This window comes from Sulfurimonas sp. (genome assembly GCF_018698455.1).
GTDB lineage: Bacteria > Campylobacterota > Campylobacteria > Campylobacterales > Sulfurimonadaceae > Sulfurimonas.
Genome location: NZ_JABIOQ010000054.1, coordinates 1 through 21,616, shown reverse-complemented (window position 1 = coordinate 21,616; position 21,616 = coordinate 1). Strand labels below are relative to the sequence as shown.

Sequence of the window (21,616 nt, the reverse complement as noted above, 5' to 3'; positions counted from 1 at the left end):
AAGCATATTAATTAGAAACAATTCTTCTTAATGTTTTATATGCGATATATAAATCATAGTATACATTGTTATACTCATTTTCTGCTTGGGTTAGGTTTGATTGAGAAACTAAGAGGGTTAGTGTTTGGACATCTCCATAACTATATCTATCTGCGGTTATTCGATAATTTTCTTCTGCACTACTTTTAGCACGAGCAGCTACATGCTTTGCACTTTTAGCAACTTTATAGTTTTCATATGCTTGAACAAGCTGATTTTTTAGATCTAACTTGAGTTGATGTAAGCTAAAGTTGTATTGATTTTGTTGCTCTAGTAAAGCTTTTTTCATTGCTGAATTTCTCATTCCAGCATATAAACTCCAAGTAACATTCACTCCATAACTTGTTTGATCTTTTGCTTGAAAAACTGATTCGCCTGATACTCTCTCTTGGCCATTAATCTGATGTCTAGCTTCAAGATTTACCTTTGGTAGATAGTTCCCATTAATAGCATTTTTCTGAGCATTGAATGATTTACTCATAAGTTTCATTGCTTTCATTTCACTACGGTTTTGCATCATTTTTAATTCTAAAGAAGTTATGTCTTCTACATCACTTACACTTGCATCAAAATCATCTATTAACTCATTTGTATCAATATTCAGAGCTATAGTATTTGCCAAATTGCTCTTTACTTTTACTAGATTACTTTTCCCCTGAATGAGTGCTTGCTCAGCTTTTAGTTTTTCAACATCAATGAGAAGTAAATCATTTTTAGCTACTACACCCTGCTCGTATCTTACCTTTGTATCATCGTATTGTTTTTCGAGTGATACAAATTGTTTTTCTTGTGTTTTAATGAGCTTTTTTGCTTTGAGGTAATTAGTATAAGCTACAATAACGGAAAGCTTTAAGTCCTCTACTACAGCTACCTCCTGTAGTTTAGAAGACTCTAACTCAAACTCTTTAGAATCAACCGTATAATAGTCAGAAAGACCATTAAACAAGTTGTACTGTAGATTTATATTATAATTATAACTAGTACTAAATGCGAAAGTTGTCGGGTTTTCCAACTTCTTCCAGTTAAATCCAACTTCAAGGGTAGGATGATAAGCACCTATTGCTGCATCCTTTATATACTCATGATACTTAACAGTACTTTTAGAGATTGAAATTTTTGGAGAATTTTTCAAAGCTAAATCAATGGACTCGGATAGTGTCAATCCAAATACAAGTGCATAAGATGAAACTAAAGTTAAAACTACTCTCATGAAATATCCTTTTCTTTTTTACCTTCAAGGCTGAGTATTAAGTACATCAGTGCAGGTGTAACTAAAATAGTAAATAGCATTGATAATGCTAGTCCTCCCGTAATTACTGAACCTAAACCTCTATAAAATTCTGAACCTGGACCAGGGATTAAAACCAATGGCAACATTCCAAATACTGAAGTTAAAGAACTCATAAAAATAGGTCTTAAACGCGAGCTTGTCGCCTCTATAATTCCTTCTTTATTTTCCATTCCATTATGTCTTATGTTATTTAATGACTGATGCACAATTAAAATGGCATTGTTTACAACGATTCCAATTAAAATAATAAATCCAAGCATGGTAAGTATGTCAAGAGGTTGTGGTGCTACAAACATATTTGTCAGTTTTAGACCTACAAATCCACCGGCAGTCGCCATAGGTACAGTAAATAAAATTACTAGTGGATAGATAAAGTTTCCAAATAAAGCACTCATTAAAAGATAAATAATTGCAAGTGCAAACACTAAATTCCATTTCATAGAAGTAATCGTCTGAGCTAGTTTATCTGCCTTCCCTGCAAGTTTTACTTTTTCTCCACCTCTAAGCATAGCTGGAGGAACAGTCTCTTTAACAATTTTTTCGAGTATCTCTACACTTTCTTCTAAGGTCATTGTAGTTGGTGGTGTCACCTGAAGAGTTATGGTTCTTTTACCATCAACATGACGTATCTTTGTAATGCTCGTTGTATGTGTTAATTGAGATAGTTCAGACATAGGGACTAAACCTGCATTAGGTGTTGATATTTGAGTAAGATAAAGTGCTTCAGGTGAGTTAATCAAATTGTCTTGAGATTTTAAAATCATATCTATAGACTTTTGTCCATCTTGTGTATACTCGCTAATTTTACGTCCATCTAGAAGAACATCTGCAGCAAAACCAAAACTTCTACTATTCATACCTACATTTACAAGAGCGTTACGGTCTGGAATAATCAAGGCCTCGGGAAACAATAGCTCAATAGATGGTACTGGACGCACTTGAGCACCTTTGAGACCTTGTGAAATTGCACCAAATAACATTCCACCAATGTCAGTTAGTTTTGACATATCTTGACCACTTATATCTATGTCAATATTACGCCCTTCTCCTATACCTTGTTCAAATACTCCACGTTGTAAAGATATACCAAAAATACCAGGAAAACTATTTACAATAGGCATCATAAAAGGAATATATTCAGCTCCCCTAGTCTCTTCTCTAGAAATCATTCCTTGAATAATAAAATCGCCAGCTGCTACATAAAAACTATTTGCGATAGGTGGAATACCATCAATCTCTTCTTTATAATGAGGTTCTAGGTGTTCATATATTTTATGCCCAATATCTTTCTTTTCCTTCTCAGACAATCCTGGAGGTGGAATTAAAATATTCATTATAAGATTTTGATTTCCTTGTGGTAAATACTCCATTTTTGGGAACAACATTATGATTGTAAGAACAGAAATTGTTCCCATAACAATGAGCATTATAAATTGGTTGAGTCTTCTCTTTAAACTCCAAGTCACACCTGACATAAATAAAGCATTGATTTTTTTAGCCATTTTTTTTAAAAATGAATCTGGCTTGTCTACAATAACATGTTTTGCTTCATGGTCCTTTGAACTTAGTTTAATAAGTTGTGTCCAAAACATTGGTATAACAGAGATCGAAACAAATAAAGAAAAAGTAATTGCAGCAGTAACAGCAATAGCAATATCCTTAAACAGTTGCCCTGCTTCTGACTCTAAAAAGATTACTGGTAAGAAAACAGCTATTGTCGTTAAAGCAGAGGCTACAAGTGCACCCCAAACTTCAGTTGTTCCATCATGTGCTGCATCAAACGGTTTTTTACCCATCTTTAAATGTCTATCTATGTTTTCTAAAACAACTATGGCACTGTCAAGTAACATTCCTACGGCAAATGATATACCAGCAAGCGATATAGTGTTTAAACTTCTATCCATGATGTTTAAAACAATAAAAGTAGCCACAATACTAATCGGAATTGCAGCCGATACTACTGCCGTAGGTAAAAATGAACGTAAAAATAGTAATAAAACTATGATTGCTAAAACTGCACCAATGGTAATATTTTGCTTTACTAAGTCAATCGCACCTTGAATGTAGCCTCTTTGGTCATAGAACCAGTCAAGATGTATATCATGTGATGGAAGTATATTTGCATTGAGGTGCTCTACTACTTTTTCTACTCTGTTAGTAGTATCTACAACATTTGCAGAGGGGTCCATTCTAACACCATATATAAGTGCCTTATTTAAGCCGTTTCCATTTGACTGTAAAATGTTTGCTACAACTTTACTGTAGCCTTTAGATATCTCGGCGACATCCCCTAAACGAATACTTTGTTCACCATCATTAAAAAGTACCATTTGTTCTAGTGCTTCTATAGATGTAAACCTTGCAGATGTTCTCACTCTATATGTTCGTCTATCAATATCTACCGTTCCGGCTGCTGTATCAATATTTTCATTTTGGATAGCTGTCGCAATGGAATCTATAGTCAACCCATGTGCAGCTAGTCTCTCTGGGAAAAGTTTGATATGGAGTTCATCTTTAGTTCCACCGGGAACAAAAATACTTGCTACGCCCTCCACTCTTTCAAACATCTCTTTTACATCATTGTCTAAATATGTCAGATATGTATCTACATCTCTATTATTACCCGCGTTTACAACAAAGCCTAACCATATAGTTGGTGATGCATTAGAACCAGCTGATTGAATAATTGGTTTTTGGACATTTTCAGGGTAGCGATCAACTTGATTGAGTTTATTTGACACTTCAAGAAGTGCTTTATTCATGTCTGTTCCGACTTCAAATGTTAAAGTTATTTCTGAAATATTATCAGATGCAGTTGCTTCATAACCAAGTAGTCCAGGAGTAGATTTTAGTTGTTCTTCTTGCTTCTCAATGATATCGCGTTCAACTTCACTTGGTGTGGCACCTGGCCATAAAGTCACAACTCCGATTTCTGGTTCTATTACGTTAGGTGTTAGTTTATATGGAAGCTGAGTAAGAGAAACTATACCAAACATCAAAATTAATACTATACCAACAAAAACACTTACAGGTTTTTTTATAGATGTATCAATCAAGTTCATCAGTCTGCCTTCTCAATTACCGGCATATTAGGAAATATTCGCTCATTGCCTTTTGTGATGACTTTCATACCCGCACTCAGACCTTGAGCATGAACTGCTGCTTCATGTTTAACATAATTGATAACTTTGACTGGTATCATTACAGCTTTAGAGTCTACCACACAAAAAACGACAAAACCACCAAACCGCTTAATCACAGCATCACGAGGAACAAGTAAAGATTTTTCTTTTTTTATTGTTGGTACTTTTACATCTACTCTCATGCCTTCTATAAAGTTTTTTTGATTTTTCAGTGAAAGTTTTAGTGGAAATGTACGACTACCTTTATCTGCTAAAGGAATAATATTTTTGACATAAACATTTATCTCTTTAGAATTTATTTTTGCCTGCAGCATTTGTTTTTTTGAAATTGTATTAAAAAGTTTACTAGGAATGTTTATTTTAGCTTCTATGCTATTTGGGTCAATAATATTAAAAACACTACTACCTACCGCTACCCATTCGCCTATGTCAACAGATCTTTCTACAACAACTGCGTTATATGGTGCTTTAATTGTTTTGTTTTGTAGCTCTATTTCCATTGAAAGCAACTCTGCTTTATGTGCGTCAATTTCTGCGTTTAAAGCTTCTAGTGTATAAAATGTAGTGTCATAGCTACTTTGTGCAATACTTTGCTTTTTTAATAAAGCATCTGCTCTCTTTAAATCTGTTTTTTGCTTCGTTTGTTGTGAAATAAAAGAAGACAATATTGCTTCTTTCGCTTTTACCTTAGCTTCAAGAATTGAACCCTCTAGTTTAAGTAAAGGAGCACCTTTTTTAACAAATGACCCCTCTTTAACAAAAAGTTTACTTACTACACCTGAACTTTCCGATGCTAATTTAGAGTTTTTATCGTAGTATAAAGTTCCTACATAGTTTTGGAGAGAACTTACATAACCCTCTTTGACTATTACTGTCTTGACTAGCGATGCACGTGGCTGACCGTTTGCTTGTAAATTTAAAAGTAAAGCTATTGCCAATAGTATATGTTTCATTTTTTGCACTTCCTTAATTGTCTTTCCGGAAAGATACCATACTAAATCTTACATATTGCTTTCTAGAAAGATATATTTACTTATACTAATAAATCTAGTATAATTAGGTCATGAATGCAAATGAATTAAAATTACGTCTTGACAATAAAGACAAAGAAACATGTAGTAGTGATATAGGTTATGTTGTCTTACCTTTAATAATACTCTCTCAAAAACTTTTATCAGATATTTCTAAACTTTTAGATGAAGAGTTCAACCTATCAAACAGTGAATTGGATGTTTTAGCATCCTTACATTCTTCACAGGATGAAGACCACACTCTAACTCCTACACAGCTCTATGAAAGATTGTTTTTCTCCTCGGGTGGTATGACAAAAGTTCTCAATAAGCTACAAATAAAAGAGTTCATTATAAGACTTGAAAATAAAGAAGATAAAAGAAGTAAACTTGTACAATTAACACCTACCGGGATAGAAATTTTAAAAATTGCATTGGCTGATGTAACAAAACTTGAAGAAACAATTTTTTCAAATGTAAACGACAATGAAAGAAAACAACTTTCAAACTTACTCTTTAAAACACTTACTCATTATGAAGTATAGTACTAAAGAGAGTAAATGCATTTAGACCTAACTCAGGGTGATATAAAACCCCATATATTCAAATTGGCTTTCCCTGCCGTCATAGGTTACTTTTTTCATACTATGTTTAATGTAACAGACACTTACTTTGCCGGTATGATTTCAACTGAAGCACTTGCCGCTCTTTCACTCTCAGCTTCTGTATTTTTCATGATTTTAGCTATAGCTATAGGAATGAGTGAGGCATTAACCTCTCTTACTGGGAATGCTCTGGGCGAAAAAGATATACCAAAGGCTCAACATATAGCACTCAATGGCATTGTATTTTCGATACTTCTTTCTATATCTCTTTCTATTATAGGTCTTATCGCTACTCCCTATCTTGTAGAAGCCCTGGGCGACCCATCTTATGTAAAAGCAACACTAGAATATATAAATATCATACTCTATGGTGTCATCTTTTTTGTAAGTTCATTTTTTCTCAATGCCCTTTTAAATGCCCTTGGGGATACGAAATCATTTAGAAATATACTTATTTTTACTGCGTTTTTAAATATACTGCTTGACTATATGTTTATCAAATACTTTGAAACCGGTGTAAAAGGCATCGCGTTTGCAACTATAATATCTGAGAGTATTGCTATGCTTTATCTCTTTTACAAGCTCAACAAAACAAAACTTTGGCACAAACTCTCAGACTATAGATACGATCAAAAAATCATAAAAAAACTTCTACTTCAAGGAATACCTCCAAGTGTTAATATGTTCATGATGGCGTTTGGAATGTATATCATCACATACTTTGTAGCTGACTATGGAAAAGAAGCCGTTGCCGCATATGGCATTGGTATGAGAATTGAGCAAATATTTTTAATGCCTATAGTTGGTCTAAATATCGCTGTTCTTTCTATAGTTTCACAAAACAGTGGAGCAAAAGCCTATGAGAGGATTTCTCCAACAGTAAATCTCGGAATATTCTATGGATTTATTATTAGTGCTATTGGGGTTATCTCTTTCTTTTTGTTTGGGGAGCAATTTGCCTCTACTATGACGACAAACCCCATAGTTATCGCTCAAACAGCTCTTTACCTTAAGGTATCTGGCTTCGCTTTTTTTGCATTTGTGCTAGTTTTCATCTATGTCGCGATGTTGCAAGGCATAGGTAAACCCGCTATTATTGTGCCTATCAGTGTTTATAGACAACTCATAGCTCCTATAATCGTGTTTAGTATTCTTGCATACTTACAAGTAGATATTATTTATCTATGGTTCTCTCTTACTGCTATTATATTTTCATCAGGAATATTTTTATGGTGGTATGCTGAGAAGACTTTAAAAACTCTCTAAAAGCGAGTTAGTATCATAATCTTGGAAAGCATTTAGTGTTTAGTTTGAGTAACTTGCATATATGACCCTGATGACAATGATCCACTGATACCAAATTAAAGAAGCAATTTAAATATCCAAGGGAAAACAAAGAAAACGAAAAACTAAGAGCACTTTTCTTAGAAGGCTTTAGTGCTTATAAAAAAGAACATGATATTCAAGCACATCAATGGCCTAAAGAATTCAAGCTAGAGCCTCTACGAATGAAGCGTTATATGCCTAACTCTCAAGATATGTTTGATGAACATGTAGAAGTAACTAATCTTAAAACTGCAAAAAGATTTATGGTTGCCTTTTTATACCTAAATGATGACTTTATTGGAGGAGAAACAGACTTCCCCCAGTTTAAGATAATGGTTAAACCAAAACAAGGAAATTTACTTCTTTTCCCAGCTATGTGGAACTGGTTACATAAAGGCTGTCCAGTAAAAGGTAAAAATCCAAAGTATATAGTAAGCACTATGATGCATTATGTATAAAAATAAGAAAGAATTTAAGGATTATAGATGAATAATAATACACTGACATTTAATAAAGGTAGTTATTCTAATCATGTTTTAAAGTTAAATCATGACTACCAAAATATTGATATACGATATATGATACAAAATATTTTTATGAAGGTTGTGTAATGAAAGTTTTAATTTTAATATTTATTTTACTTAGTGGAGTTTTTGCAGATGAAAAAGTATGGATTCCTTATGTTGAACGAGATGCAGGGAAAATTGATAGTGCTGTACTTGCTCTCGATGGAAAAAGTTTTTACACTTTAAAAGATGGACTTATTACGAGGTGGCAATTAAATCCTATAAAAGAAATGAGTTCTTTTTCTTCAGACATAAAAGTAGCAAGGGGAACATTTAGCAGAGTAAGTATGTTTATTGTAGAAAATAATTCACATATGTTACTATGGACAAGAAATGAATTTGAATTATGGGATCTAACATCAAATACATTACTTAAAAAACATTTCATTAAAACTGCAGCGATACTTTATATTAATAATATGTTTATAACAGTAGATAAGGATGGTACTATTGTTAAGAGAGATGCTAATACACTTGAAATAATTGTAAAGTCAAAAATAGATATTTTATTTGAGAGTGAACCTAATGAAGAGATTAATTTTATTATAGGTAGTGATAGATATCTGTTTTTTGGGAGTAAAGACTTTTTTATACAACTTGATACAAAAACATTGAAAAAAGTTCAAGAATTAAATATTTATGCTCCCGCTATTTCATCCCATGAAGACTATTTATATTATAAACTAAAAAATTGTCATGTAAATGAAAAATGCCAATTTGGATACTGTAAATATATGCTTTCAATAAAAACTGGAGTAATTAAGCATTTAGTACTTAATGAATATGCAGATGAAAACGAACTACATGAGTTTAAAAAAACAGCAAGTATGATAAAAAGAATATACCCTGCTGGGTATTTAAGTAAGTTCGGAAAATCATCAAAAACAAATAATCATATTTTATCTTTAGGCAGTGGTCGTGGTAAAAATGCTTATTCGAGAACTTTAGGAGTCCGTTGGTTTATCTATGATAGAGCTAATAATGATAAATATAATGTATTTTTCCTTTATGAAAATAAAGAATGGATATTTATGGATGAAAAAAAGAATTTTGAAATATCAAAAAATGGACGGAAATACATGAAAATGGCAAAAAAGAAAAGTACTAACGAAAATGAACTTCAAATAAATGAGATTAGTGATGAAGTTTTTAAAAAATATAACATAAAATTAGAGATAAAGGAAAAATAATGGCAAAGTACACCTTAACAAAAGAAAATAAAGCATTTTTTGAAGGAAATAATTCTCTTCAAGCAGATTATAATAGTATAAGTCAAGAATTATGGAATGTTTTAAATGCGGTAGGAATGTATGGACTACAAAATGAAGATATTTATGACAATACTAATGCAATTTCAATTGATATAAGTTTTTCTAATAGTGGGTACACAGATGGAACTATGCTGATTGACTATGCAATAGAAATCCCAGAACTAAATGGTTCAGGAGGCTTTACCCCAGTAGAAGATATTACAGGTGGATATAAAAATACATTTAGACAACATGATGGTAATGTGACTATTGTACATGAATTAGGACATGTTATTCTTCAAATATTATCAGGTGATACATATAATCCATCAAATGAACTAGCTAACGCAGTATTAGTCAGAAATTACACCCCAGGGGTAATATCTCCACTTTTTAAAATTACACCCCAATGTTACCCCTGGGGTGTAATTTCGATTAATATTAGGTGCGAAAGTTAAGATCATTACCTAATCGTTCTACCTTTGTGTTCTCTCTAAGATCTTATACGAGTAACTTGCATTAGCTACTGTATAGGTCTCTTGGTCTAACTCTCCGTAGACTCCTAGCTAAGCCTATTTTTATACTCTTCATACCCAAACTCTTTTATAAGCTCCAACTCTCCGGACTTACATCTAATCACTAACGAAGGGAGTTTTATACCATTAAAAGTTGTGTTCTTTACAAATGTATAATGAATTTGGTCTTCAAAAATTATTTCATCACCTACTTTGAGTGGTTCATCAAAAGAGTAATCTCCCATTATGTCACCGGCAAGACAAGTATTACCACCAAGTCTATAGGTATACTTTTTATCATTGGCAATTGAAGAACCCCTCACATCTGCTCGATATGGCATAGAAAGAGTATCTGGCATATGTGCTTCTGCTGAAGTATCTAGTATGGCTATGTTCATACCATTTTCAAAAATGTCAAGTACTGTTGATACTAAGTAACCACATTCCCAGCCAACTGCTTCTCCAGGCTCTAAATAAACGTCAACATCATATTTTTTCTTAAATTCTTTGATTATCCAAATAAGTTTCTCTACATCATAGCCTTTTTTAGTGATATGATGACCACCTCCAAAGTTAATATACTTTAAATTAGTGAAATATTTTGAAAAATTAGCTTCAAAACTTGCTAAAACCTCTTCTAAAGCACTAACATCCTGTTCACATAAGGCATGAAAGTTTAGTCCATCCACCTGTTTTAGGGATTCTTCATCTATATTTGCTAAAGTTGTTCCTAAACGCGAGTAAACACCACAAGGATTATACATATCAACTGGAGATAAAGAAACTTCAGGATTTATTCGTAAAGATGTATGAATTTTTGGATTAATTTCTTTGACTTTTAAAAGAAATCTGTTTAACTGGTTTGGGGAATTAAAGATTATGTGATCGGATATTTTTGCTATTTCTTCTATCTCATTTGCTTTAAATGCAGGAGAATAAGTATGAACTTCTGCATTCGGGTTATGTTTACAAAACTCTTCTCTTGCTAGTTTTGCTTCATAAAGTCCACTTGCCGTACACCCATTGAGGTACTTAGAAACTAGTCCAAATGTACTCCACATTGCAAAACCCTTAAGAGCAACTATTACTTTTGCTCCGCTGCGTTTTTGCACATCATCTAAAATACGAAGGTTTTTTTCTAAAAGTTCTTCTTCACATACATAGTATGGTGTTTCCAAGTATTTATTGTTCGTCATACTTTTTTCTAATTCTTTTTGCCACAACCATAAATCTTTCACCATTAAGTCCCATATCATTAACTTTTTGAGTTGCTTTTTTAATAGATTCTTCCGTTAAAACTTCTTTTAAATTAATGGCAGTTCTTATTACATCAATAGCATTAGCATACTGCTTAACTACTGTACTCGTTTGCTCTACATCATCTTTATATGTTTTACCATCTAGCTCTTTTAAAATCTCAGTATAAATAGGTTCCAAATGCCAATGTTCAAATAAAAGAGCACTAAGGTAGTAGGACGTAGTTGCTAAAAACTCCTCTTCAAACTCTTGTATGTTTGTACAAGCTAAAAAACCTTCTCTATAAACCTCAAGATAATCACTTGCATTAAGCTCTTTTGAGACTATTAGTTTACCTGATTCCATTATTAGAGCGAGAGCTGTTAAGACATGAGTATCTCTTAAATCAACTTTTGCATACCACTGCATCATCAAAGAACTTTGTAAAATACACATCTCATTAAATTGAGCATTATTGAAGCCATATATGTCAGTATCAGCCTTTAACTGGTTACTCATGGCAAAGTGTATAACAAGTGCATATATCTTTGTAACACCAAATAGTATTACAGCCTGAGAGACTGAAGATATTCTATTTTTAAAACCATAATATGGAGAGTTTATCATCTTTAAAATATTAGCCATCAACATTACATCTGACTCTATCATTCTCACTAGCTTCTTTATATCAACATTCTCAGAACCAAATGCATATAGGCTTTGCATTACTTTTGCAATATCTGAAAGTGGCGGCATATCATCTATATTTTTTATCATACTCTCATAAGTCATCTATAACTCTTTTATCTGCCAAGGTAATCCCTGTCTACTTAATTCTTGCATAAATGGATCGGGATCAAACTCTTCCATATTGAAAACACCAGTTCCATTCCATTTTCCCTCTAACATTAGTTTAGCACCTATCATAGCTGGAACTCCTGTTGTGTATGAGACTGCTTGAGATTTTACTTCTTTATAGCACTCTTCATGGTCACTTACTTGGTAAATGTATATCTTCTTTCGCTCTCCGTCTTTTATACCATTAAAAACAACACCTATGTTTGTCTTACCCCATGTTTTTTTACCAAGAGAAGCAGGATCTGGAAGAAGTGTCTTTAAAAATTCTATTGGGACTATTTTCTGTCCTTTATGCTCGATTGCTTTTATGCCTAACATTCCCACGTTTTGTAAACATTTCATGTGAGTTAAGTAGCTATCACCAAAAGTCATAAAGAAACGTATACGTTGAACACCTTTTATATGTTTTATAAGTGATTCTATCTCTTCATGGTAAAGTAAAAATGAGTTACGCTCACCAACTTCTGGATAATCCCACATCATTTTTACTTGCATAGGTTCTGTAGTAAACCAACGACCAGCTTCCCAGTACTTTCCATTGGCAGATACTTCGCGAAGGTTTATTTCTGGGTTAAAGTTTGTTGCAAAAGCATGTCCGTGGTGACCATCGTTACAATCCATAATATCAATAGTTTCAATGGTGTCAAAAAGGTGCTTTTGAGCATAAGCACAAAAAACATTCGTAACACCCGGATCAAAACCACTTCCTAAAAGAGCCATTACACCAGCTTCTTTAAATGCGGCATCTCTTTCCCACTGAAGCTTATACTCAAACTTAGCCTCATCTGGATGTTCATAGTTAGCCGTATCAAGGTACGGTGTTTTAGTTTCTATACAAGCATCCATAATAGTAAGGTCTTGATACGGAAGTGCCACATTTATAACTATGTCTGCGTTTATCTCATTTATAAGACTTACTATTTCAGGTGTATTATCGGCATCTAGTTGTCTTACTTCTATCTTCGCGTTTGGAAGTTCTGATTTTACCTTTTCACATTTACTAAGAGTTCTACTTGCTAAAACAATGTTTCCAAAAACATCTGCGTTCATTACACACTTATGTACTACTACACTACCTACTCCACCTGCACCTATTATCAATGTTGTTTTCATTTATACTACCTTATATGCTATGGCTAAAACACTAGCCCAAATTAATACTGTTACTATCAAACTCATTAAAACTAAAGTCGCACCTACATCTTTTGCTTGCTTTGCTAAGATATGATATTCCTGAGTCACTAAATCTACAACTCGCTCTATCGCTGAGTTCATTATCTCTGCTAATATCGGGAGAAAAAGTGAAATAAAAAGTATACTAGACTCCCCAAAACTAAGAGGGAGACTCCATGCAATACTTCCCATAACAACTAAGTTTACTAGTTGCCATTTAAAAGATGTCTCATTTTTCACAACATCTATAAAACCTTCTAAGGCATAAACGCCATTACGATATAAGTTATGCTTTGGCTTATTTAGCTTCATATTTATCCTTCATTGAGTTTATTATCTCTTTTAATTCATCAACTTGAGTGTATTTACTTACAGGGCTTGAGAAGTAAACATTTACAAGACGCCGTTTATAGAATGGTTTTGCTTCGTTTGCCTTATTTCTAGAGAAAAAACTACCATACATTCCTTGGATAAATACAGGAACAATAACCCCATCATAATCTTTACCTATAAGCTCATACCCTTTATAAAACTTACCTAGAGTAGAGTCTGAACTTATTTTTCCCTCTGGGAATAAACCAACTATCTTTCCAGCTTGAAGTCTCTTTGTAGCCTCTTTAAACGCGTCTTTTGAAGCTTTTACGGAAAGTGGCATAACTTCACCTTTTTTAAAAAACATATTAAAAAATTTCCAATTATATATATCTTTATCCATCATATAGTTTATATGGTGTTTCATAGGTAACTGTATAATTATCCAATCAACCCAGCTTACATGATTACTTAAAAGCAGTACGGCTCCACTTTGTGGTATATTTTCTAAACCAATATAATTATACTTATGTCTTAGGCTTGAAAATATTTGCATTATTGCCCAAAATATTTCTACAAAATATCTTTTAATTGTAATATAAGAAAGATAAACACCCACTAAAGTCATTAGATAAAAAAGTATCTCTGAATTCATTCCATAATATGCAAAAATCGTAGTTAATGTCAAAAAGGAAATCATAAACGCATACTGTATGAAATTATTCCCGGCTAATATCGTTCCCAAATGTGCATTAGGAGCTAAAAATTGAATACGGGCATTGAGAGGAACCATTAAAAAACCAGAAAATATACCAAATAGACTAAACATTAAAGCCATCACATTCATCGAGTGAACCAAAGGTATGAAAAAGACGAGAGTTGTAATTCCTACTGCTCCGATTCCAACTAGTCCCATATTTATAAAATATTTTGAGAATTTTGCCGCCATAATAGAACCAAACACTATACCTATACCTGCTAGAGCCATAACTCCTTGAATATAAATCGTATTTGTAACGAGGAGTTCCCTCTTTGCATACTCCCCAAAAACAGCTAAAACCACTTGAGATATAGACCAAAATAGACTCAATGCGATGATTGATTGAAATATCTCTTTTTTTCTAGTTGTCGTTTTTAAATTTTTTCGTAAATAATCACCTTTTAAATATTTACTCATATTAAAGGTTGCTTTACTAGGCTCAGTCATTTTATTTGGTAATTTAGTTGCTAAAAACCATTCAAATAAAGAAGAGACTATAAGGATCCCTCCAATAGGTGCAACAGTTTTCAAAATGTCTGCTTCGCTACTTAATTCTTTGGAGTACAATCCTTCGAATAAAACTGTATAAAAGATTATCCCACCAAGTATTGCTACGGTAGTTACTGCTTGAACTGCTGCATTTCCTTGACTTATAAACTTTATTCCCACAAGTTCTTTTATGTAACCATATTTTGCAGGTCCAAATATAGCACTCTGAAGTGAAAGTAAAAATGCCATTGCAAACGCCATTACAAAATAACCATTATAGTATGAATAGGTTATCCCTATGGTTATAAATACGGCTAACATTGAAGAGTGTTTCATTATTTTATTTTTAGCAAATTTATTTGACAAAAATCCAGTTGGAGAAAAAATCAATATAAAGGGTAGAAGCACAAGAGCATTTACAATAGCCGTCAATACTATTTGAGTGCTACCATCATAAACTTTAAAAACCGTATTTTGAACGATTATTTTATGACCTAAATCGGTAAAAGCATTTAAAAATATCACAAAGAGATAATTAAAAACTCCAACTATTTTAAACATCTACTTCCGTGGCTAAAACCGTACTCCAACCTTCATAAAAACCTTGATTTTTTTGAACAGCTTCATATAATGCTATGACAACTTTTTGTACTTCCTCTGATGAAACACTATGTTCTTTTATTAATGCTAACCCATGTTCAAACTCTTCACTACTTATCTCGTCTTTAATCTCAAAACCTTCAAGTGTAAAAGTATTAACAAATCTGTTTTTTTGAGTAGGAAGTTCGAAAGAGACATAATGTTCTACTTCTCGAACAGCACTTAAATCATCCTCTTCTTCTAAAAGAAGGTTTATAATCTTTTCACTCTGTATATGAGCTAACTCTAGTTCAGTTGGTGCTAAATTTTTATAGTGAAAATCCCACTTAGTATCTTTAACAGTACTACTTTCATATGCATAGTTTGTACTTTTAAGAGCCTCTGTCACTAGTTTGTCTAAGGACTTAGAATCTTTTGCATAAAAATATAATTCACTCCATCCATCAACAAGTCTACTCCCTACGTATTTTGCTTTATCTTCGTGTTCTAAAGAGATAACTAAAGACTCTTTTATCTCCAAAAATTCTTCATAAGCTTCTTCTACTGCAGATTCTAAATCAAATTTTATGAAGATACTCAGTAACCATGAATAGTTACTGCTGTATCCAAATGCATTAACATCTACATCTACCTCTATTCCGATCTTTTCACCATCATTAACTCTCGTATAAAAATCTCTCATAATCTCTCTTATTTATAATATTTTGGAGCTAAATATCGATCAGCTCTTTTATTTCTAAACCAAACCCACTTAATCCTACTAAATCGCCCTGTTTCATAGAGGTAATAAGGTTCATCTGTTTTATACCAAATGACTTTATTATCTGTGCACCTATTCCAAACTCTTTTGGAGCGGAATTATCTTGATGGTGAGTTTTGTTGATAAACACTAAGATTCCACTATTTTTCTTAAGGTATTCTATTGAGCTTGTAAGGTTATTATACTTATTTTGATTAAGCAAAAGGTCTATATCTGGCATAACATTATGAACACGAACATTTGCCACTTCTCCTGCTGAATAAAATTCTATGGCAGTATGTTCTATCTCATCATGATCTTGGAATGTATGCTGATTTACTTTTACTCCAAAAAATTCTATTTCTTCAACTTTTGTTGTGTTTATAAGTGACTCATTTGCAAGTCTGTACTCAACTATGTCTGAGATAAAAACTGTTTTAAGATTATGGTTCTCGCCAAATACATCTAAATCATCACGACGAGCCATTGTCCCATCTTCTTTAATGATTTCACAAATAACTCCAGCTTCACTGAGCCCAGCTAAACGACAAATATCCACAGAACCCTCTGTATGACCTGTTCGAATAAGAGTGCCACCATCTTTAGCTATAAGAGGAAAGATATGTCCAGGCTTAACAAGTTCTACTGCCTTAGATATAGGATTTGCAAGAATTCTTATAGTATCGTTACGCTCACTTGCAGATATACCAGTTAAAGCATCTTTTGCATCAACAGAAACAGTAAAAGCTGTCTCATATGATGAAGTGTTTGAACTTACCATCGGGTTTAAGTCAAGCTTTGTCGCAATTTTTTTACTTAAAGCAACACAAATCAAACCACGAGCATGCATAGCCATAAAGTTTACATGCTGTGGTGAGCTAAACGAAGCTGCATAGACTAAGTCACCCTCGTTCTCTCTATCTTCATCATCAATCATGATGACCATATTCCCTTTTTTTATCTCTTCAATTGCTTGGTGTACTCTTTTAATAGGTGTCATAAATTCTCTTTTAAATATTTTAGTCTATTATATTGAATTTTTCATTAAAATTAGGTCACAGATAATTTTTAAAATTTATCCCTAAAATGCTTGACATTAAAAAGGTTTTTGTCTATAATTTCGGCTCATAAACAGACTAATGTTTGTTTAAATAACGCGGAATAGAGCAGTTCGGTAGCTCGTCGGGCTCATAACCCGAAGGTCGCAGGTTCAAATCCTGCTTCCGCAACCAATTTATAAACTATAAGTGTTGGGGTATCGCCAAGCGGTAAGGCACTTGCTTTTGGTGCAAGCATTCGGGGGTTCGAATCCCTCTACCCCATCCATCCAACAATCTAACAACATCCAAATAACTCTAAAAATAGCCTAAAATACGAACTCACACTAATTTATTAGTCTAACTTAATTCAACATATGCTATAGTAATCTCAACTATTTAGGGGCTTTTTTAGGGGCTGACTATAAAATAAGCCCTTACCTACCAAATAATAAGCCCCTATCACTATGAGGAAGCACTATGGCTAGAACTACTATACCCCTTACAGACACCAAAATTAAAACCTCCAAAACAAAAGAAATAGATTATAAGTTATTTGATGGTGGGGGCTTATATCTTTTAGTAACAAAAGCTGGTGGCAAGCATTGGAAATTAAAATATTCATTTAATAATAAAGAAAAAAAACTATCTTTAGGGGCTTATCCAAGTATCTCTCTTTTAAAAGCTAGAGAACTAAGAGAAATACATAAAATTGATATTGCTAATGGTATTAACCCTAGTGATAAAAAAAAGGAAGCAAAGGTAATACAAGCAAAAGTAAATACCCAGCATCTCAATACATTTAAAGCCATAGCACTGCAAAGATTAGAAAAAATAAAAGAGGATATTAGTGAGCCTCATTATAAAGGAACTATGAGAGGGTTTGTCAATGACACATTTCCATATATAGGAGATAAAAGTATAGATGATGTAACCGCTCAAGATATTATATCTATTCTGAGGAAGATGATGGAACGAGATGTTAGAAACTCTACTCAAAAAGTTTATCAAACAATAGGAAAAACTTTTAAATGGGCTGTTGCACATGGACTTGCACAAAGAAATCCTGCTAGTGATATTGATATTAGTGAAATAATAGGTCAGTCAAAAGAAGAGCATTATCCTACTATCATAGATGATAAAGGGATTAGAAACCTTCTTACAAGTATCAAAGAGTATGGTGGTGAGTCTTCAACAAAATATGCACTTTTATTTTTAACTTATACTTTTGTACGGCCTACTAATGCAAGGTTAGCACTTTGGAGTGAAATAAATATAAAATCAAAACAATGGTGTATCCCTGCAAAGAAGATGAAAACAAAAGATGATTTTATCGTTCCTCTACCTGATACACTTATTTCATTACTAGAAGATATAAAATTATATTCTGGAGACAGCCCTTACCTATTTCCATCGACGAAGAGTACCTCTACACCATTAAGCGATGGTGCCCTACTTGGTGCAGTAAGAAGAATGGGGTATACAACAACAGAATTTACCCCTCATGGGGTTAGAGCTATGTTTAGTACATTGGCACATGAAAAGAGTGGATTTAAATATGATGTAATAGAAACTCAACTTGCACATAAAGTTGGAGGTAAAGTACCCCAAGCCTACAACAGAGCCAAATATCTTAATGAAAGAGTTGAGCTTATGCAATGGTGGAGCAATTATCTCGAGGAGTTACAAAAATAAATGGGTGTAAATGATAAAAGTAATTTTATAAAAAGATTAGAAAAACTTGATGACTTTTACTTACCTTTTCCTATGCTAAAAGATTACATGGATGGAGAGGTAAAAGACAAAACTTATAAAGAATATTATAATGGAAAACCAGAATTTCTCTCTCATATAAAGATGAATATTATTAAAGGTATCATTCTTAATAATGACAACCCTTTTGAAGTCTTATATAATTTAGATGATGAATGTATAAAGAGCATATTTTATCTTTTGGCGAAAACACATAAAGCTCTAAACTATTTTGATGAATATTCTGACAACTTTCGAGAGCTAAAAACTAGAAATAATCAAGGAAATATTGAAAATAAGATAAACGATGTCATTCAGTACATTATGGAAACTGACCAAGAAGTGGATAAGCATATTAATAAAGTAGTCTCTACAAAGGAGACAATAGACAAATATTCAACACCTAATGGTTTTATTACATTTGAATATCTAAGAGCCCTACAATTATCATTAAAGAACAATCACTATACCGTACAGCAAGTGTTTGAAAACTTTCTATATGAAATGTACCTTATTCTTAAAGAAGAAAAGGTAGATGATAAGACTATTAAGAAAACACAAATTTTCAACACAGTTAATTCAATTATTTCCGACTACTTTCAAGAGATTAAATTTAATCATAACAATGATGAAAGAGATTATTTTGGCATTAAAACAAATTTGAATAATTTTATAAAACAACATTATAATTACGAAACAGCTGCTGGAATTGATTTAACTCACTCTATTCGAAAATAAAACTCCTTTTAAAAAGTGAACTCACTTTTTACTATCACACTCAAGATTGATACTCTTCAATAATCCAATGACGGTTGGAGAACATCAAGTAAATCTAAATACTGATGTTAAATCTTAGGCCTAAGTCTTCATAGTTGAACTATGTAAGGTATATATATGTGTAATACAAGTAATTCAGGAATGAAACAAAAGAGATATTATCGTGCTAAAGAATTAGCAGAGTTGTTAGGTATTGGATTGAGTACGGTATGGCTATATGCGAAAGAAGGCAAACTTAAACCTAAAAAAATAAGTCAAAGAGTCACAGTTTTTGATATAGATGATGTCAATCAACTCTTCATTGATGTAGAAATGTCTTATTCATGAAGCCATATTTTCAAAAAAGCAGTGATTTTATCTCTAATTATATTCCGACAAAAACGATAGATAGATGATATCTTTTTTAGATGGTGTAAAACTACTTTTTATTCCCATTGTACTGGGCTTTAATTAGTATCATTATGAAGTGATTTGATGTTCTCCGCTTAATATATAATTATATTAGCACTCACAACAAAGATTAACTATCTTTATTAACAGTATCGGTATAGATACAATTCGCTTTATGCCACCATCTAAAACACTTCAAAAGTTTTTGTGTACACATAATTTAGAGATAAGAAACAGTAGTAAAAACTACATCATCAATAAATACTTTGAGACTAAAGAAATCAAACAGAGTAGAGACTATGATGTTAGTTTTGTGGAGATAGGCAACACTAATAATTTAAGTGGGTATATCTTAATAAAGCATAATATTGAGAGTCAATCAATTTCTAAAAATAGAAAGAAGAGAAAAGACTTTTACTGTGAAGTGATATTTACTGGTCTAAGACAGCCCACTAAGTATATTAGCATTGATACCTATTCAATTTTAAGTTTGTTTATTAATAGATTTAAAATATCAGATATGGACATTTGCTTTGATGGAATAAATGAGCTTGAGATAAATCAGAATGCATTAAATAGCTACTACTGGTTATTTAAAGATTATATTTCATCATTTAACGATGCATTGATAGAGAAAACGAGTTTTTATATAAACAAACCTCAATATGTAGAAGGAGATACTAGCACTATAAAAAAAGTTATTCTTTATGACAAGTATCTAAAAGAAACTAGACACAAGACTCTGAATAGTGCCCACAAACATTGGAAGAGATTGGAGGCCACTATCGCTATGCAATACAAGCTCAAAGGATTAATGATAGATGATTATATAGTGGATGTACTTAACATATCAAGCAAATATTTCCAGTTTAATGATTTTAATTTGGATTATATTTATATGCAACTAAAATTACTGCTAGATAGAAGAACTCATAAAGGGGCTAAATCTCTTTAGGTTCTTCATTAAACTGTTGTAGAAAATTCAACACCTAAACTCCTATAATATAGTACTTTCATGATAAAATTCTACAGATTTTTTGATATAAAAGGAAGCAAAAACAAAATCATAAAAGCATCTATTTGACGAGAATTTAGCTAATACTCATTCAAAAAGGAAGCGGTGATTAGATTATAAATGAAATCGTTCTTTTACATCCAAAGCTATCTCAGCTTTATTAATATCTTCCATACTCTTTGCAATGTAACAATTAAATAAGATTAAACTCTTTCTATCAATCAATTTATATTTCTAAATTTCGTGATAAATAATTATTACATATTGATGTATAGAATTTTATCTTATCAATAATATTTTCAACTAAAACAACATCAATCATCTTGAATGCTTCCTTTAAAGTACTGTTTTCATCCAATAAAGGTAACAGCTTATTGTTGTCAAAAATTATTATTGAGTCACTACTTCTGTCTAGTTTAATTATTCCAGATTTTACAATATTGTTCTTCTTGTTGCCTTCGAACAAAAATGGCTTTGTTACAATAGATATTGTAAATAATCCAAATTCTTTAGCTATTTCGGAGATAATAGGAGTTATTGTAGTTCCTGTGTTACCTCCAAAACCAGCGATACAAAAGACCATGCTTGAACTTTGAAAAAGAGTTTTTATTTCATCTATTTTCAATGGTAAGTAACTAGATTTTTCAATGTTTACTGCTCACGCTGGACTCGCTCGGACACCCAGCTGTCTTTTCGTCGGACACTCAGCTGGAAACTGCTCGGACAGCTAGCT

Annotated in this window: 21 protein-coding genes and 2 tRNA genes; 12 read left to right on the top strand and 11 right to left on the bottom strand. The window is 32.5% G+C overall.

All coding sequences use genetic code 11. From position 1 onward, the window contains the following. Window positions 1-7 precede the first annotated feature (7 nt). From HOG88_RS07135 to HOG88_RS07125, 3 genes are read right to left on the bottom strand one after another with little or no spacing between them, the layout of a single operon-like run. The gene (locus HOG88_RS07135; RefSeq protein ID WP_295004639.1) at window positions 8-1,249 is read right to left on the bottom strand and encodes a TolC family protein; all 1,242 of its coding nucleotides are present in this window, start codon (window positions 1,247-1,249) and stop codon (window positions 8-10) included. Beyond that, window positions 1,246-4,392 carry an efflux RND transporter permease subunit gene (locus tag HOG88_RS07130; RefSeq protein ID WP_295004637.1) on the bottom strand — a complete coding sequence of 1,049 codons (3,147 nt, stop codon included), beginning with the start codon at window positions 4,390-4,392 and terminating at the stop codon, window positions 1,246-1,248. The genes HOG88_RS07135 and HOG88_RS07130 overlap by 4 nt, the downstream gene beginning before the upstream one ends. Next, entirely contained in the window at window positions 4,392-5,426 is a 1,035-nt protein-coding gene (locus tag HOG88_RS07125; protein WP_295004635.1) for an efflux RND transporter periplasmic adaptor subunit, read from the bottom strand. The genes HOG88_RS07130 and HOG88_RS07125 overlap by 1 nt, the downstream gene beginning before the upstream one ends. A gap of 110 nt (window positions 5,427-5,536) precedes the next feature. Here HOG88_RS07125 and HOG88_RS07120 point away from each other — a divergent pair, with 110 nt between their 5' ends. The 6 genes from HOG88_RS07120 (at window position 5,537) to HOG88_RS07095 (ending at window position 9,688) form a co-directional block, all read left to right on the top strand. Next, window positions 5,537-6,028 (top strand): MarR family transcriptional regulator, encoded by a 492-nt coding sequence (locus HOG88_RS07120; protein WP_295004633.1) that lies wholly within the window; start codon window positions 5,537-5,539, stop codon window positions 6,026-6,028. A gap of 15 nt (window positions 6,029-6,043) precedes the next feature. Beyond that, complete coding sequence (locus tag HOG88_RS07115; protein ID WP_295004631.1) at window positions 6,044-7,354, top strand: MATE family efflux transporter; 1,311 nt, start codon at window positions 6,044-6,046, stop codon at window positions 7,352-7,354. A 242-nt stretch (window positions 7,355-7,596) separates the two neighbouring features. Further along, window positions 7,597-7,872, top strand: a complete 276-nt coding sequence (locus HOG88_RS07110) for a 2OG-Fe(II) oxygenase (RefSeq protein WP_295004629.1) — start codon at window positions 7,597-7,599, stop codon at window positions 7,870-7,872. Window positions 7,873-7,899: 27 nt separating this feature from the next. Next, a complete protein-coding gene (locus HOG88_RS07105; protein WP_295004627.1) occupies window positions 7,900-8,025 on the top strand; it encodes a hypothetical protein in 126 nt (41 codons plus the stop codon). After that, complete coding sequence (locus HOG88_RS07100) at window positions 8,025-9,170, top strand: hypothetical protein (RefSeq protein WP_295004626.1); 1,146 nt, start codon at window positions 8,025-8,027, stop codon at window positions 9,168-9,170. Before HOG88_RS07105 ends, HOG88_RS07100 begins: the two co-directional genes overlap by 1 nt. Beyond that, complete coding sequence (locus HOG88_RS07095) at window positions 9,170-9,688, top strand: hypothetical protein (protein WP_295004625.1); 519 nt, start codon at window positions 9,170-9,172, stop codon at window positions 9,686-9,688. Before HOG88_RS07100 ends, HOG88_RS07095 begins: the two co-directional genes overlap by 1 nt. 104 nt (window positions 9,689-9,792) lie before the next feature. Here HOG88_RS07095 and nspC read toward each other — a convergent pair whose 3' ends face one another. From nspC to HOG88_RS07060, 7 genes are read right to left on the bottom strand one after another with little or no spacing between them, the layout of a single operon-like run. Next, window positions 9,793-10,941 carry a carboxynorspermidine decarboxylase gene (gene nspC, locus HOG88_RS07090; protein WP_295004624.1) on the bottom strand — a complete coding sequence of 383 codons (1,149 nt, stop codon included), beginning with the start codon at window positions 10,939-10,941 and terminating at the stop codon, window positions 9,793-9,795. Beyond that, window positions 10,928-11,773: an HDOD domain-containing protein gene (locus HOG88_RS07085; protein WP_295004623.1), complete on the bottom strand. Its 846-nt coding sequence runs from the start codon at window positions 11,771-11,773 to the stop codon at window positions 10,928-10,930. Before HOG88_RS07085 ends, nspC begins: the two co-directional genes overlap by 14 nt. Next, on the bottom strand, window positions 11,774-12,952 hold the full coding sequence (locus HOG88_RS07080) for a saccharopine dehydrogenase family protein (RefSeq protein WP_295004622.1): 1,179 nt from the start codon (window positions 12,950-12,952) through the stop codon (window positions 11,774-11,776). Then, complete coding sequence (locus HOG88_RS07075; protein ID WP_295004621.1) at window positions 12,953-13,324, bottom strand: diacylglycerol kinase; 372 nt, start codon at window positions 13,322-13,324, stop codon at window positions 12,953-12,955. Beyond that, window positions 13,311-15,134, bottom strand: a complete 1,824-nt coding sequence (locus HOG88_RS07070) for an MFS transporter (protein WP_295004620.1) — start codon at window positions 15,132-15,134, stop codon at window positions 13,311-13,313. The genes HOG88_RS07075 and HOG88_RS07070 overlap by 14 nt, the downstream gene beginning before the upstream one ends. Next, window positions 15,127-15,855, bottom strand: a complete 729-nt coding sequence (locus HOG88_RS07065; RefSeq protein WP_295004619.1) for a DUF695 domain-containing protein — start codon at window positions 15,853-15,855, stop codon at window positions 15,127-15,129. Before HOG88_RS07065 ends, HOG88_RS07070 begins: the two co-directional genes overlap by 8 nt. Before the next feature lie 28 nt (window positions 15,856-15,883). Continuing rightward, window positions 15,884-16,912 carry a bifunctional 3,4-dihydroxy-2-butanone 4-phosphate synthase/GTP cyclohydrolase II gene (locus HOG88_RS07060; protein ID WP_295004618.1) on the bottom strand — a complete coding sequence of 343 codons (1,029 nt, stop codon included), beginning with the start codon at window positions 16,910-16,912 and terminating at the stop codon, window positions 15,884-15,886. A 155-nt stretch (window positions 16,913-17,067) separates the two neighbouring features. Between HOG88_RS07060 and HOG88_RS07055 the strand changes: the two genes are divergently transcribed. The 6 genes from HOG88_RS07055 to HOG88_RS07030 all read left to right on the top strand — a co-directional run bounded on the left by HOG88_RS07055 (window position 17,068) and on the right by HOG88_RS07030 (window position 20,823). Further along, window positions 17,068-17,144: transfer RNA gene (locus tag HOG88_RS07055), tRNA-Met, on the top strand. Between the two features lie 19 nt (window positions 17,145-17,163). Next, window positions 17,164-17,238 (top strand) — tRNA-Gln (locus HOG88_RS07050). A gap of 191 nt (window positions 17,239-17,429) precedes the next feature. Then, window positions 17,430-18,644, top strand: coding sequence for an integrase arm-type DNA-binding domain-containing protein (locus HOG88_RS07045; RefSeq protein ID WP_295004617.1), 1,215 nt, complete (start codon window positions 17,430-17,432; stop codon window positions 18,642-18,644). Next, window positions 18,645-19,439 carry a hypothetical protein gene (locus tag HOG88_RS07040; RefSeq protein WP_295004616.1) on the top strand — a complete coding sequence of 265 codons (795 nt, stop codon included), beginning with the start codon at window positions 18,645-18,647 and terminating at the stop codon, window positions 19,437-19,439. A gap of 156 nt (window positions 19,440-19,595) precedes the next feature. Continuing rightward, window positions 19,596-19,805, top strand: coding sequence for a helix-turn-helix domain-containing protein (locus HOG88_RS07035; RefSeq protein WP_295004615.1), 210 nt, complete (start codon window positions 19,596-19,598; stop codon window positions 19,803-19,805). Window positions 19,806-20,043: 238 nt separating this feature from the next. Continuing rightward, window positions 20,044-20,823, top strand: coding sequence for a hypothetical protein (locus HOG88_RS07030; RefSeq protein WP_295004614.1), 780 nt, complete (start codon window positions 20,044-20,046; stop codon window positions 20,821-20,823). A 286-nt stretch (window positions 20,824-21,109) separates the two neighbouring features. Here HOG88_RS07030 and HOG88_RS07025 read toward each other — a convergent pair whose 3' ends face one another. After that, window positions 21,110-21,508 carry a hypothetical protein gene (locus HOG88_RS07025; RefSeq protein ID WP_295004613.1) on the bottom strand — a complete coding sequence of 133 codons (399 nt, stop codon included), beginning with the start codon at window positions 21,506-21,508 and terminating at the stop codon, window positions 21,110-21,112. Window positions 21,509-21,616 lie beyond the last annotated feature (108 nt).